The sequence below is a fragment of the Shewanella septentrionalis genome (genome assembly GCF_025370265.1).
GTDB classification, from domain to species: domain Bacteria; phylum Pseudomonadota; class Gammaproteobacteria; order Enterobacterales; family Shewanellaceae; genus Shewanella; species Shewanella hafniensis.
Map to the genome: position 1 here is coordinate 21,792 of NZ_JAMTCC010000025.1, position 14,492 is coordinate 36,283.

Annotated in this window: 14 protein-coding genes; 7 read left to right on the forward strand and 7 right to left on the reverse strand. The window is 45.0% G+C overall.

Annotated elements, in window-relative coordinates:
* Positions 1 to 3: 3 nt before the first annotated feature.
* Entirely contained in the window at positions 4 to 957 is a 954-nt protein-coding gene (locus NE536_RS14810) for a YbgA family protein (protein WP_006082548.1), read from the reverse strand.
* A gap of 326 nt (positions 958 to 1,283) precedes the next feature.
* Between NE536_RS14810 and NE536_RS14815 the strand changes: the two genes are divergently transcribed.
* A complete protein-coding gene (locus tag NE536_RS14815) occupies positions 1,284 to 1,790 on the forward strand; it encodes a hypothetical protein (protein WP_107946874.1) in 507 nt (168 codons plus the stop codon).
* A 24-nt stretch (positions 1,791 to 1,814) separates the two neighbouring features.
* On the opposite strand, the gene NE536_RS14820 is transcribed toward NE536_RS14815, so the two are convergent.
* Genes NE536_RS14820 through NE536_RS14830 form a run of 3 tightly spaced genes read right to left on the reverse strand, consistent with a single transcriptional unit; the run spans position 1,815 to position 3,572 of the window.
* Positions 1,815 to 2,099 (reverse strand): heavy-metal-associated domain-containing protein, encoded by a 285-nt coding sequence (locus NE536_RS14820; RefSeq protein ID WP_106649907.1) that lies wholly within the window; start codon positions 2,097 to 2,099, stop codon positions 1,815 to 1,817.
* Complete coding sequence (locus tag NE536_RS14825) at positions 2,096 to 2,413, reverse strand: hypothetical protein (RefSeq protein WP_342455085.1); 318 nt, start codon at positions 2,411 to 2,413, stop codon at positions 2,096 to 2,098. The genes NE536_RS14820 and NE536_RS14825 overlap by 4 nt, the downstream gene beginning before the upstream one ends.
* Before the next feature lie 16 nt (positions 2,414 to 2,429).
* Positions 2,430 to 3,572 (reverse strand): transglutaminase-like domain-containing protein, encoded by a 1,143-nt coding sequence (locus NE536_RS14830; protein ID WP_261273155.1) that lies wholly within the window; start codon positions 3,570 to 3,572, stop codon positions 2,430 to 2,432.
* 706 nt (positions 3,573 to 4,278) lie between these two features.
* On the opposite strand from NE536_RS14830, the gene NE536_RS14835 reads away from it, so the two are divergent.
* The 3 genes from NE536_RS14835 to NE536_RS14845 are packed head-to-tail and all read left to right on the forward strand — an operon-like array spanning position 4,279 to position 7,439.
* On the forward strand, positions 4,279 to 5,355 hold the full coding sequence (locus NE536_RS14835; protein WP_063884570.1) for a hypothetical protein: 1,077 nt from the start codon (positions 4,279 to 4,281) through the stop codon (positions 5,353 to 5,355).
* A 9-nt stretch (positions 5,356 to 5,364) separates the two neighbouring features.
* Positions 5,365 to 5,775 (forward strand): type 2 periplasmic-binding domain-containing protein, encoded by a 411-nt coding sequence (locus tag NE536_RS14840; protein WP_006085733.1) that lies wholly within the window; start codon positions 5,365 to 5,367, stop codon positions 5,773 to 5,775.
* A 44-nt stretch (positions 5,776 to 5,819) separates the two neighbouring features.
* On the forward strand, positions 5,820 to 7,439 hold the full coding sequence (locus NE536_RS14845) for a methyl-accepting chemotaxis protein (protein ID WP_261273156.1): 1,620 nt from the start codon (positions 5,820 to 5,822) through the stop codon (positions 7,437 to 7,439).
* A gap of 177 nt (positions 7,440 to 7,616) precedes the next feature.
* Here NE536_RS14845 and NE536_RS14850 read toward each other — a convergent pair whose 3' ends face one another.
* Positions 7,617 to 8,888, reverse strand: coding sequence for an SLC5/6 family protein (locus NE536_RS14850; RefSeq protein WP_106649901.1), 1,272 nt, complete (start codon positions 8,886 to 8,888; stop codon positions 7,617 to 7,619).
* A gap of 256 nt (positions 8,889 to 9,144) precedes the next feature.
* Between NE536_RS14850 and NE536_RS14855 the strand changes: the two genes are divergently transcribed.
* From NE536_RS14855 to NE536_RS14865, 3 genes are read left to right on the forward strand one after another with little or no spacing between them, the layout of a single operon-like run.
* A complete protein-coding gene (locus NE536_RS14855) occupies positions 9,145 to 9,528 on the forward strand; it encodes a RidA family protein (RefSeq protein WP_261273157.1) in 384 nt (127 codons plus the stop codon).
* A 24-nt stretch (positions 9,529 to 9,552) separates the two neighbouring features.
* The gene (locus NE536_RS14860) at positions 9,553 to 10,827 is read left to right on the forward strand and encodes an L-cysteine desulfidase family protein (protein ID WP_261273158.1); all 1,275 of its coding nucleotides are present in this window, start codon (positions 9,553 to 9,555) and stop codon (positions 10,825 to 10,827) included.
* 50 nt (positions 10,828 to 10,877) lie between these two features.
* Complete coding sequence (locus NE536_RS14865) at positions 10,878 to 11,537, forward strand: helix-turn-helix transcriptional regulator (RefSeq protein ID WP_261273159.1); 660 nt, start codon at positions 10,878 to 10,880, stop codon at positions 11,535 to 11,537.
* Between the two features lie 51 nt (positions 11,538 to 11,588).
* On the opposite strand, the gene NE536_RS14870 is transcribed toward NE536_RS14865, so the two are convergent.
* Together NE536_RS14870 and NE536_RS14875 are read right to left on the reverse strand one after the other, a co-directional pair.
* A complete protein-coding gene (locus NE536_RS14870) occupies positions 11,589 to 13,178 on the reverse strand; it encodes an RCC1 domain-containing protein (RefSeq protein ID WP_261273160.1) in 1,590 nt (529 codons plus the stop codon).
* A 202-nt stretch (positions 13,179 to 13,380) separates the two neighbouring features.
* Entirely contained in the window at positions 13,381 to 14,295 is a 915-nt protein-coding gene (locus NE536_RS14875; RefSeq protein ID WP_261273161.1) for a polyprenyl-phosphate transporter, read from the reverse strand.
* Between the last annotated feature and the right edge of the window lie 197 nt (positions 14,296 to 14,492).

The window sequence follows — 14,492 nt, forward strand, 5'->3', positions numbered from 1 at the left end:
ATGCTAGTAGGCATAGCGCAGCTTCAACGCCTCTGGATGGGGATTCAAGTACACTTGCTCTTCAATGTAAGGCGTTGGGAATTCCCGCAGATAATGATTTATGAGCGTGATAGGCACTAACAGAGGCAATAAACCTTCGCGATATTTCATAATCGCTTCAGACAGTTCTGTCTTTTGCTCTTTGCTCAAATGCTTTTTAAAGTAACCCTGAATATGCTGCAGCGTACTGGTGTGATTTTTACGGGTCGCATTGATTTTCAGCGCCGTCATAAAGCCTTCAAAGTAGCGGGTTGCGCTTTGTTCAAGATCCTCAATATTGGCCACTATCGGCCCAAGCTCGCGATACCACGTAGGGCTATGCGCCATTAACAGGTATTTATAGCGGGAATGAAACTTCACTAACTTATGCTTAGTCAGCCCTTCATGCTTCATCAGATGCCAATCGTGATAGGCATAAACGCGGGTGAAAAAGTTCTCCCGCAGCACCATGTCATGCAAACGGCCTTCTTCTTCCACGGGCAATAGTGGATAACGCTCCATTAACTTGCGGGCGAACACACCAATCCCCGACTTAGAGCCATTGTTCGTGCCAATTTTGTACTCAGTCACCCGCTCCATGCCGCAGGTTGGCGACTTAGCGCAAAGCAAATATCCGCCGAGAAAATCGAGCTCTTCAACCTTGTTTTCGCTGTATTCATTAAGCTTATCGGTCACATCTAAGCTGCCGTCACCGCTTTGAACCAAGATGGTTTCGCCATCACGGACTAAACGGATACTTTTTCGGGGTGCACCTAGGCCAATCGCCATTTCCGGACAGATAGGCACGTAATCGAAAAATTGCTTAATTTCTTGATTACAATAGGTAGAATTTTTATGTCCGCCATCAAAACGAACCTTCTCCCCTAATAAGCAAGCACTGATCCCAATCTGAATTCGCTGCGGGTTAAACTTGTACATAAGTCGACTCCTTGTATCACTATGTCTTTAATTACGGACCATAGTTGTACAAGGATCAAGTTTTTGTATAAATATTTTTTTAAAAGCCTCGTTCAAGCGTGACTTCTGATAAATCAATCACAAATGAACCATACATAAACCCCACATAAGCCTGAGTTGGCCTCTAACTTGCTTAATAAAATACCGAGCATCATTAAATTAATTAAAACGACCATTAGCACCATTTAATCGCGCCGTATTAGGCCAAAGGTTGCCAAGGGACTCAATCGCAACTACTGGGCACAACTACTGGCACAACTACTGGGCCATACCAAAAGGAATCGGACATGAGCACAATCAACCCCAACAGCTATACCAATCCCTATGCAAATTTGGCACTCACGCAACTCAAATCAAGCCAGAGTAACCAAGCTAATGATGCCACTTCGATTGCATTAACGGGTCCCGCAGTTAGCCAAGATACTGTCACCCTCTCCTCATCTGCGCCTGTAGCGACAGCCGATACCTATAGCCATCTCGCAGCTAACGCCAAACAAGGCTATACGGGGAATGTGCAAGCCATTGCTGGCAAACCTGAGTCAGATAAAAGCACCGACAAATTGGCTGAAGCCATGCAGGCGATCCTCGATAAGCGTACAGGTATCGATAGGGAAAAACTGAAGCAGTTAGAGGCTGAAATGGAAAAAATTGCCAACGATGAAAGCCTGTCTGAAGAAGAAAAAGCCAAACAACTAGAGTTACTACAAGCGCAAAAGATGGACCTGATTAAGGAGTCTTCAGAGAAAAATGAAGAGAGGCAGCGCAGAGTCGATCCCGAGGTGTATTACAGCTAATAAAGCCATGGTAGGCCAAGACGCTTAAGCTTGTTTCTCTATCTTGTTAATACTGCCCTTATAACCCGTTTCATCAACGGCCTTGAGCAAATTATCAAGATTAAAATCCTCTGGCACAGTCACTATTGCCTGTTCGGTTTTCAACGAAGCCTTGGCCTTAATCACCCCATCGGTTTTACGCAGGGCTTTATTCACGACAGTGACACACAGCGGACATGTCATGCCCTTTACATCTAAGGTAACCAGCACGTTTGCCGCCCAAGTGGGCGCTGAACACAAGCTCAAGGCGAGAAATAACACTAACTTCATTCGAACACCTCTAATAACCAAGGTAATACAAAAGGATATAACTGAAATGCCAGCACAATAGGCACAGTTAACCAGTACAGCCACAGCATCTGAGTACGACTCAACGTCGCGGTACACAGTGGCTTTTTAGCAAAATAGAGCCGCCAAAATCCCATCAGAATCAGCCCAGTCGACAGTATCAACATGGGCACTTGCAGCCAGCTCAGTTGCTCAATCCCTGACAGGCTCGCGGCCGACACCCCGAACACCAAATAAATAAGCGGGGCAATACAGCATAGGCTTGAAGCAACCGCAGCAAGCACTGCGGCGGCCATAGTCGCGAAGAGGCCCTTAGCGTTGTTCGGTTGACTGGTAGTCATAGGCAAACACTTTAGGCTCATAATAGTTCACGGGATCGCCATCAACTTCGGCATACGGGTAGCCAAAGTTATTCAGTGGTGTCTGTTCGGCTGTAGGGAATAAATCAAAGTCGCGGCCATAGTTAAAGCCAACCCAGTTCATTTCCCAGTTACCAAAAAGGTAATCATTCACCGCCTGAACCTCAGGATCGCTGTGTTCTTTTTTCTCCGTTAAGCGCATTTTAGTCACATCGGCAGGATCGGCGGGCAACCAACCATAACCCGCTAAATAGAACATAGCGCGGCAATGTTGACCACCACTGACATCGGCAACCCCTTTTTCATCGGCGCTACCAAATGCCTTTTTAGAATAATGACCCATCTTGATAGCCTGTCCTAAGCGAATCCCAAACATTTCACGGGCAGGGATACCCACAGCACGCATTAACGCCACAAATACCGAGTTAATGTCGGTACACTTGCCGCCTAACTTGCCACTTTCTAAAATGCTGGCCACATCGCCTGTACCACAGCCAATCACACTATTGTCGCGGAACATATTGGCGCTAACCCAAAGGTAAATCAGTCGCGCTTGTTTCAGTGGCTCAGTTTCGCTACCGACGATTTTATCCGCCGTTTGCTTCACAATACCGTTAATCGGCATATGTTTAGTCGGCAGTAAATAACGTTCTACATCCGCAGGATAGTGGATCTGTGTTGGCGTGCGATAGTGAGTCAAAGCGCCGCTCTTAAGCGGTTCCCAATCTAAGGTTTCAATATCTAACTCAACTTTAATAGTCATGCTGGCTTTGGCATCTGGCCAAGTCGCAAACAGGGTTTTGGCGCCATAACTGTTGTTTGAGCTGATATAGGCATCTTTAAAACTGCCAGTGAAATTCAGCTTACTGACCCGTTGGAATTGTGTGTCTTCAGGCAAAGGGATCCACAAGTTAACCACGCCCTCAGAGCCTTCAGGAGCAACAAGATGGTAAGTGTTTGTTAAGATAAAACGGCGACGTCCATCACTTGAGCTAGATTCAACGACACTCGATTTAGAGGAAGATGCCAGTACTGGCGCGATAAAACCCGCAGTCGACAAAATAGCCGCACTTTTTAAAAAATTGCGTCTTTGCATTATGACATTCCTTTTATTGGATCATATTAGAAAGAAGAGAACTCAACATCACAGAGCAAGATTATAGGTTCTATGGCCCTATGCAGCAATCAAGCCCAATTTAGGCTGCTCACCATACAGTACAAAGGCCGTAAATCGGAGAAAAAGACGCAGTAAAATATGCCGCAGCGCTTACCTACTCGTGAAAATGCGATAAATGTCGACTTTTCTTGGAAGAGCAATTTTAGAAGACTAAAACAAGTATCACTCGTATTACGTCTACAATCTCACCGCAAAAATATCAACATTAGTCGACTGTTAATATTTATGAGGGAGATAATTCCCAGTTATTTATAATGCAAACGTACAAATGTCTCATTTAAAAAATGAGTCATTCGCATGGCCGAACTGTATTTACAAATATGCTCTACACCATTTTATCTGCAAAAAATGAAACAGAATTCAAATTTAGTGACTAAAATTTATACGCTTAAATCTGCAATATGAATATGTAAAAAATTGCAGCCTCTAAACTTGCCTGAATTCGGGTATAGAGATTTGGCACATCTAGCAATTTCACCTGAATAATCACAAAATAAATTTCAAACTCATAGTACAAAACGTGACTTAGACCACTATGTTGCAGAAATGTTCCGCAAAAGTTTGCGTATGTTCACACCTGTTCTAGGCTTAAAAACGAATATACCTCACTTTAAAGGGCTTTTTTATGAAACATAAGTTTTCATTAGGTCTTTGCTCACTCTTGCTCAGTTCCACCGCTTATGCAGAAGTGAACATTTCAGGTTTTGCCTCAGTTGTCGCGGGTCAAGTTCTCGAAGGTTCTGGCGTTGCTGAGTTTGATTTAGGTCCCACCTTTCTCGCCGACTATCCACTCGTTGGTGCCTACGATGAAGATATTAGCTTTAAACCGGATACCTTATTTGGAATCCAATTTTCAGCGGATTTACTTGAAGGATTAACAGCCACTGCACAGGTCGTCTCACGCGGTGCCGATGATTTTTCAGCAAGTTTTGAATGGGCTTATTTATCCTACGAGATCAATGATCATTGGACAGTACAAGGCGGTAAAAAACGCCTACCTCTCTACTATTACAGTGATTTCTTTGATGTTGGATATGCCTATCCTTGGATACGTCCACCCGCAGATAACTACACATGGCAAATATTTAACTACACAGGTGTCAGCGCGCTATATAACTATTTAATTGGCGACTGGACCATGTCAGGGCAAGTCTATTACGGTAGCGAAGATAGTGAACCCAATAAACTGTTATCTGACTTTTTCTTCCTCGAAAATACCCGAGAAGTGTGGAAGGACATAGGCGGTATTGTTGTCCAATTCAATAAAGATTGGTTAGATATTCGCCTTACACATATGCAATACACGAATGAACGTTATATTGGTGGAATTCAGCAGGAATGGAATGGCAGCACCCAACGTTCAGGCAAATTTTATGGCCTGTCAGTTAACATAGATTATGAGAACTTCCTCTTTCTATCAGAGCTGAACCGCTTAGATCTCGATGGTAGCAATCTAGATACTTACTTGCTCACTTTCGGCTACCGTATCGATTCAGTGATGCCATACATTTCCTATTCGGACTTCAATGAAGGTAAAAATCTCGAAGTGCACCATACGAGTTCAGTAGGAATACGTTGGGATTTCCACCCCTCGGCAGCCTTTAAAATTCAATATGATGACGTTAAAGATGACGGTGGCCCAGGCTTGAAAATCGCAGGGGATTCTAAATCCATCAGTCTTGGTATTGATTTAGTATTTTAGGAGAGAGATATGAAAAAATTAGTTTGCTCAATCCTACTCAGTTTACTCTCAATGCCATTATTTGCTGGCGTAGTTGTCATAGTGAATCCCAGTAATGCGGATGCAATAGATCAAAAATCAATCGAGAATATTTTTTTAGGAAAAACAAAGACCTTCCCCGGAGGAGCCCAAGCAGTACCAGTCAATCTTGACAGCGCTATGCCCTTAAGGGAGACATTTGACACTAAAGTACTGGGCAAGTCATCCAGCCAACTTAAGTCATATTGGTCACAGAAAGTGTTTACGGGCAAAGGAACGCCACCCAAGGAAGTCAGTAGTGGGGCGGAGATGATAAAATTAGTTGCATCTAACCCTAATATTATTGGCTATATTGATAGTAGTGAGGCCAATGATTCGGTAAAAGTTATTGCCGAGTTTTAGATTGGAGTGCCGGGCTTTAGCTCGGCACAACTTGGGGGCAAGGGATGAATTTCTTTAATAACATTTCTATTTTTAAAAAAGTTATCGCGATATTTATTTTAGCAGTCATCATTTTCGCTTTAAACTTAAGCATTAGTGTTATCTCCATAAATAAAAATCGCACCACTCTTAACTATATGGAGCAGCAAGTTTACCAAAGGGTTGAACTCGCCAATCAAAACGTGTTTTTTATCCAACGACTCGATGAGCTTTATACTCAATCCGTTTCTTTTGCCGACGAAGACCTGTTAACCAATGCCAGTAATATGTACGAATCTTTACGCAAAAACCTCCAACAGTTAGACAAGGTCGATCCCTCACAAGCCAATCAACTCAACAATCTATCGGCTAAATTAACCCGTTATAACGATATGACGATTAAGCTAGCTAAAGGCATGCTGGCAGGTACGATTGATATGGCAAATATTGGCCAAATCAGCCAAGAAAAATCCCAAGCCTATGAAGCAGTGCTCAATGAAATACAAAACTACAAACAAGACAAAGTACTCGAATTTAAACAATCGATAAAAGAAGCGGGTGACAGATCGGAGCAAAGTTTATGGCTCACCCTCTCCATAGGTATCGCTTTACTGATCGTGATGTTTATTGTCACTATCGCCATTGCACGCGCCATTAGCTCTTCTGCCCGTAATGTTGCCCAGTCATTGAGTGAGCTCGCCGATGGTAAGGGTGATCTTAGCCATAAACTTAACGTATCAGGTAGCGATGAACTCGGCCAAGTATCGAGTAACTTCAATCGATTCCTTGGGTTACTCGGTGATTCGATTCGTAGAGTAGTGAATGTTACCGATCCCTTGCTTGCAAGCTCGCACTCACTCAAACAGCGAATGGAAGATGCGACGCATGCAACTCAGAGACAAAGCCATGATGCCAGTGCTGTGCAAGTTTCAATGGAAGACATGCGCCACTCCGTCATTGAAATTTCGCAAAATGCGCGCCAAGCCGCCAGTGCCGCCCAGATTGCCGAAAAAGAAGCCATGCAAGGTATGACAGTCGTCCAACGTACTATCGATATTTCACAGGAATTAAATACGGGGATTCAGGCCGCTTCTAACTCGATTAATGAACTTGCCAGAGACACTGAAAATGTCACCTCTATCTTAAATGTGATTACCTCGATTGCTGAGCAAACTAACCTGTTGGCACTGAACGCTGCCATCGAAGCTGCCCGCGCGGGTGAGCAAGGACGGGGCTTTGCCGTGGTAGCGGATGAAGTCCGTGCCCTCGCCTCTAAAACCGCAGATGCAACCACAGAAATTCGTCATGTACTGCAAAACCTTAAAACGGCGGCTATTTCTTCGGTTAGTACCATGAATGTGGCCATGTCTAAATCATCAGAAAATGAAACCAATGCCCAAAACACGGGCAGTGCATTGAAATCAATTCAGCAGCAGATTGTCAGTATCAATAGCATGAATACCCACATTGCCTCGGCAACAGAAGAGCAAGCCTCGGTCGCTTCCCAAGTGGTCGATAACGTCGTCAATATGAACGCCTCATTCGAACAGACATTGCAAATTCTGTCGCAGGTTCGCAATGTTTCTGAGGGATTAGTCGATTTTGCCGATGAACTGAAAAACGCCACCTCACAATTCAAACTTTGAGGACGACTTATGATGATTACTTGGGATCATGGCTTGTCATGATTGCTTGAAATGATGGCTTGAAATAATTGTTTGAAATGATTGTCTAAGGTCGTTTTCCCCGCAAAAAACCGGTATTGAGTAACTCAATACCGGTTTTTATGCATCAAAGCTTAACTTCCCCCCATTTTAACCCTGCTAACTAAACGCCAAGAAAGGTGATACACACAGTAATAAACCCGTGATGATAATGATATACAGCGACATGCCCTTGTACTTATGCAGTGCGGGGACTTGATATACTAAATAAGCGGGAATTAAACAACCCACTAAACCAAAGATTGGACTGCAAATTGACGTAAAACTTAGCACTGGCGCATTCAATACAATCGCGCCCCACGACAGTAGAATCGTGAAAATCATGATGCCGTAACCGACAAGCTTTTTGTTGATGCGATCTTCAGGCATAAACCGACGCAGCATATTCATGGTTAGCCCTTGGCAAGCTTCTCTGAAACCAAGATACACGCCAAAGTAAGCCGTCATGACGGCAAAAATGTTCAGTGTCAGACTCAGTAATTTCAGCGTTTGCCCCTGCATACCTTGGGCGACCATGGCCAAGGCCGAGATATTTTCTTCCGATGCGCGCACCGCTTGTTCGTGACCCATAGCGAGCGTGAATGATACGGCATAAAAGAACACCACGACAAACAAGACACCAAAGGCAATATTCATCGCTCGCATCGCTTTAAAGCGCGCCACGGCTAAAGATTTCTCCCGTGAACGGTATGAAATCACCATAGGGCTTAAGCTTTGAATAAACAGAATCGATGTCAGCGTAAAAGGCAGCATGACGACCGCATCTTTTAACCAATCACCCGTTGCTGGAATAGCGCCAATATTATTGATATCCCACTTATCCACCATCAATAACCCTAACACAGCCACAACACCCAGCTTAGTCAGCACCATAAAAGTGGAGATCTTAAACAGTAGATTTTCACCGCGGGAGGCTAAGGCAACTAAGCCGCAGATTAAGGCTAGACCATAAAAAGGATTTTCTGACAATAACGCTTTGGTGACCCCAAAACTTTGCAAAAATGAAGCACTGTCGTTTGTAATGGCCGTTGAATAAACGAACACCCAAATGACCAGCATGATGAAGTACAAGCCGCCCAACAGCATGCCCCAGTTTTTACCTAAGTAACCCGAAATCACACTCGGGTAATCCTTACACTCAGGCGATTCGGCTAAGGTATTGATAAACAACCGTTGGAACATATACATGGCAGGATAGCCAATAATGCCAGACAGTAAAAACACCCATAACCCCATTAAACCAACCTGCACAGGCAAGAATACGATCCCCGCGCCAATCGCCATTCCAATACTCATGATAATCCAGCCCCAATCCGTACTATCGAAGCGGGTATCTGCTTTCCACTGTGCAGCAGTAATTGTTGCATCCATTATTTCACCTTTACCTTGTTGCTATTATTTTATGCAAATATATTTGAACAAAACAAACTCAGCAATCAATATACTCAACTTTTGTTGAACAAAGAGTTAAAGCTCACAACTTGACTGAAAACGAGATAAATAGCGCACAAACCGCAGTGACAAATGAAATTCATTAAAAAATAATTGCAATGAAACATAAAAATACAAATAATGTTGCACATACGCCGACCTAGGCATTCAATTTTATTTGCAAGTTGGAGAGACAATGAAAACCATTATCCACGCAGAAAACGCTCCCGCAGCCATTGGCCCTTATTCACACGGTACGAGCTATGGCAATCTCATCTTCACCTCTGGCCAACTACCCGTTTGTAAAGAGAAAGGCGGCGTGGTTGACGGTGGGATCACCGCACAATCGATTCAGTCGCTAGACAATCTCAAATACGTACTTGAAGCGGGTGGCGGTAGCTTAGAAACGGTTCTCAAAACCACTTGTTATCTTGCTGAGATCAGTGACTTTGCCGCCTTTAACGAAGTGTATAAAACCTATTTTAAAACCGACTGCCCTGCACGTAGCTGTTTTGCGGTGAAGGATCTTCCACTGGGCGTTAAAGTGGAAGTTGAAGCCATAGCACACGTTAACATTTAAGCATTAACATAAGGTTGTAAGCTGATGAAACCCCAATGGCAGCAGTATATTCGCATCATCAAACAAGTCGTTAAGCCCGCATTAGGCTGCACTGAGCCCATCGCCGCTGCTTACGCCGCCGCCGTCGCCCGCGCCTTACTGGGTGTTGAACCCGATTCAATTGCGGTACAAGTGTCTGACAATCTTTATAAAAACTCTATGGGCGTGTTTGTACCTGGCACAGGCAAAATCGGTCTGGCAATTGCCGCTGCAGCAGGCGCCATTGCTGGCAATCCTGATGCAGGCTTAGAAGTATTGGCCGTAATCACGCCGGAGCAAGTCGCCAAAGCACAGGCATTGATTGATGCGGGTAAAGTCACAGTTGAGCGCACTGAAACGGCAGAGTTTATCTATTGCTGTGTTATTGCAAAAAAAGGCGACCGCGAAGCCCTAGTGAAAATCTGCGGCGGGCATACACTGATCGCCGAGAAGCGCCTCAACGGCGAATCCGTCTTTAGCCTTGACAGCACGCAAGCTAAAGCCACGGGTTCCATCTGTGAAGGCGTGGATATTACTATCGAATCCATTTATCGCTTCGCCCAAGAAGTCCCCTTCGAAGAGATCAAATTCATCCTCGAAGCCTCTGAGCTAAACGGCAAATTATCCGATGAAGGCATGGCGAATCCCTATGGACTCGAAGTCGGTCGCACCATGAAAAGTGGCATAGCCGCTGGCATTATTGGGGAAGATTTACTCAATAAAATCGTGATGTTAACGGCTGCCGCCTCCGATGCGCGCATGGGCGGTGCGAACTTGCCCGCCATGAGTAATCTTGGCAGTGGCAACCAAGGCATAGCCGCGACTATTCCCGTGGTATTAACGGCGCAATGCTATAAGGTTTCGGAAGAACAGCTCGCCCGCGCCTTGATAATGAGCCATCTAGGGGCGATTTATATCAAGTCCCATTACCCACCGCTGTCGGCATTTTGTGGCAATACAGTCACCAGCGCAGCCGCTTCTATGGCTATGGTGTATTTGGCGGGAGGTTCGTTCGAACAATCCTGTTTCGCGATTCAAAACGTGATCAGCGACAGCTCGGGCATGGTGTGTGATGGCGCGAAAGCCTCCTGCGCCATGAAGGTCAGCACGTCATCTAGTGCGGCCGTGCGCTCATTTTTGATGGCGCTCAGTAGTCACAATGTCTCAGGCCAAGGTATTATTGCTACCGATGTTGAGAAAACCATTAAAAACATTGGCAAAATGATCCTCAATGGCATGTCATCCACAGATGTCACTATTATCGATATTATGTCGGCATAATGATTTTAACCCGCTGAATAATGGCGGGTTAATAACCAAAGGTTGAAATTGTGAAACTGCAAGATTTAACGCAAAGTGATCTGGATATTTTGAAATCGGTCGAAAATATCGTCGATGGCATCGCGGCTATGTATGGTCAGCACACAGAAGTGGTATTGCACAGCCTAGATGCGAAACATCCGTCTGTGGTCAAAATTGCCAATGGCCATGTCACAGGTCGAGAAGTGGGGGCGCCGATAACCAACCTTGCCTTGCTTAAACTCAAGACAGGTCAGGATATTTCTAACTCTTACCTAACGAAATGCGCCAATGGTAAGACGCTAAGATCGATTACGACTGTGATCCGTAACAGTAAAAATCAGCCCATAGGTTTGCTGTGCATTAACAGCGACATGGATGCGCCGCTGCAATCTGTACTGCGCACTATGATGCCAGAGCAACTCCTTGGCAGCGAACTGACCAGCTCGCCCGAGGTGTTTGCCCGCAATATCGATGAAGCGCTCCATAGCACGATTGACAGTATCAACCATGAAGTGCGCTCAAACTCTGGGATTTCCCCTTCACAGAAGAACCGCGAAATCGTTAATCAATTGCATGAGTTAGGGATTTTCGAACTCAAGGACAGCGCCCAAGTCTCGGCCACTCGATTGGGGATTTCGGTGCATTCGATTTATCGCTATCTGCGGGAAATCAAAGCCAATCAAGCTTAATTGCGTGCATGATTGAATCAACGGGCTGAAATGAAATATTCCAGCCTCGTTTTAATATGACATATCAGCATCAGCTTCACCGCCACTCCCTAACAGATCCCACGTCAAAACTTTACCATCAGAAGTGAGCGCTATCATGTTTGATATGTTGCCACGCACCTCAATGACATCGGTTAGATCAATATCTTGTTTTTTAGCATGCCAACTCAGCCCGCCAAATTGCCAAACAGAAAGGCTCCCATCACGTCGCTTAGCGGTAAATCCCATAACACTTGGGATAAGCTCGATAACCTCAGAGACACCAAGCTTAGGTCCCGCGCTATCCTCTACTACAGTGCCATCCGCTTTCAACGCAGCATAACTCTGATTTAACGTAACCACTTGAACTACATCTGTAATCTCTTGCATCATAGGTTCACCACTTAAATCCTCTGCTCCTTGCCAACCTATTGATGTGCCATCCTCTCGCAGCGCAACAAACCCCGTATCTATCGCATATAGTGCGCGTACATGTTGCAACTTGTTTTGCACGGCCGAAGCATTACCGCCATGGCGTTTATGACCCCAAACTACAACATCGCCATTCGCTTTTAACGCAGCATAAGCGCCATCATTAGCTACAATATCAATGACTTTTTCTTGGCTATTAGCAGGCGAGTTCGCTAAGGCTAACGGAAAAAGTACACGACTCTCTGGCAAAAAACCTTCACCCCACGCATAGACTCTTCCATCGGCCATTAATGCAGTAAAACCAAATACTGAATGAACAACTTTGGTAACTGCCGTAAACTCACTGAGTCTAGCCAGTTGTCTTTGGCTTTCTTGACCATCATTGACGCTCCCCCAAGACATTAGCTCCCCGTTTTGAGTCACGGCAGTAAAGGCACTTGGCGCCGCATAAACAGCTTTAATATTCTTAAGTTTTGCGGCAAGGTGTTGACTATTACCACCGTGATAGGCCGAACCCCAGGTCACCACAGTGCCATCCTGTAGTAACGCAGCAAATGCTGCATCATTGATACTCACACTCTGCACATTCTTCAACGCTGGCGCTGAATAAATTCCGTGATTTAATTCATCCAAAGACCCATCCACGATAGACCAACTGATGACGCTGCCATCTCGTTTTATGGCGGCAAACAGATCATCACGCATGACAAAATCTGCCACTTGCGTGAATTTATCTTTAAGTAATGCTGGTGCATCCCCCATATCCCAAATCACCAGTCGATGGTCTTGGGTTAATGCTGCAAAACCACACCCATTTGTCGAAGCAAAAATGCTTTTTACATTGACTAATTCAGCCGCCACTGCGCTATGGTCGCCGCCGCACTGACGATCGCCCCATGTCACCACGCTGCCATCCTGCCGAAGTGCCGCAAAAGCACCTTTATTACTGTAGATATGGCGGACATTCTTGAGGGAGTTGTCAGTTGTGAGATTAGTATTGTCGGCTGGAGCATATTGGCCATATTGAGATGCCTTGCTCTGTGGCCCAAATTTTTGCAGAGTATTCTCCATTTGCGCCTGTTGCTCAGCCGAAAGCACGTCCTCTTTTTTACCGATATTGTTGCTAATCACATGAGTTAACGCGAAGAAAGCGAGCGCGGCGCCCGCCCATGACACGGTATTCTTATTCACAAAACATCCTTATCGTAACGACAAACTCATACTGAATTTATACAGGTGCCTTCAACCAAAGGCACACCTCTGCAAAGGCTAAGTATTGTACAAAAAAACCATGAAAATTAAATATCTGATGCCTTTTGGGCAAAACAACAAAGCAGCGAAGGCTCGCTGCTTTGATAGGGAAAACGTTATACCAAGGGTATTAAATAAAGGATTAATCTCTTTTGCCCACTTTCTCTAACCCCCATACCAGTGCAATCGCCGCCAGCATACACACAATCGCAAAGGCGAGTTGCGAAGGTTGGCCGGTCATTTGTTCAAAATTAAGCGGCGAAATATTTTGCTCCAGCAAAGGTACTTGTTCGCCGTGGGAGTTGGTCCGCCAAGTTAAAGTTTCTTTCCACGGCCAAATTTTACCTAAGGTACCTAACATTAATCCGGTTAGAAACACGATAGTGGCATCGTGGTGTTTACGCAGCAGTGCCGACAATAGATGGCTGAATGTCAGTAATCCCATCACAGCGCCAACGGCGAAACAGGCCAAAATATCCAGCTGAATATTTTTAGCCGCGGCTAAAACCACGGGATATAAGCCCAGTAATAATAAGATAAAACTGCCTGAGATCCCCGGTAACACCATAGCGCAAATGGCAATCGCGCCACCGAAGAAGATATTCATATAACTAGCTTCTACCGCGACCGGATTCAGCACAGTTATCGCCCATGCGGCCAGCACACCTAAGGCAAATAAACCTAAACGTGCCAGAGTGAAACCACTCACTTGCTTAAGCATATGCACGACAGAGATAAGAATAAGCCCAAAAAAGAACGACCAAATCGGGATCGGGTGCGTCACCAGTAACCAAGAGATTAACTTAGCAAAGGTAAAAATACTGGTCAGGATCCCCGCCAGCAGACTCACTAAAAAACCACCATTAATATGGGCAAATGCCCCTTTTATGCCCTGCGACTTAATCACGCCCCAAAGGGAAGGATTGATGCGTTTTACACTGTCGAGCAAGGTATCGAGAATACCGGTAATAAACGCTATGGTGCCGCCCGAAACGCCTGGCACGACATCGGCAGCGCCCATGGCCATTCCCTTAAAATACGTCAGCAAATATTTCACTGTGAGTCCTTGTAGTTAAATCAATATGCCATTGCCGTTAAACGACAAATTGGCCGCAATTATACGGTGTTACACTAAAAACCGCGAAATGAAGTTTGCTTAATTATGCCGACTGGTATTTGTTGTTATCCTAATGTTACACTCATCCGACCAGAGCGGTCCAAACCCAACTTGGAACAGGCTCAAGATAACAATCC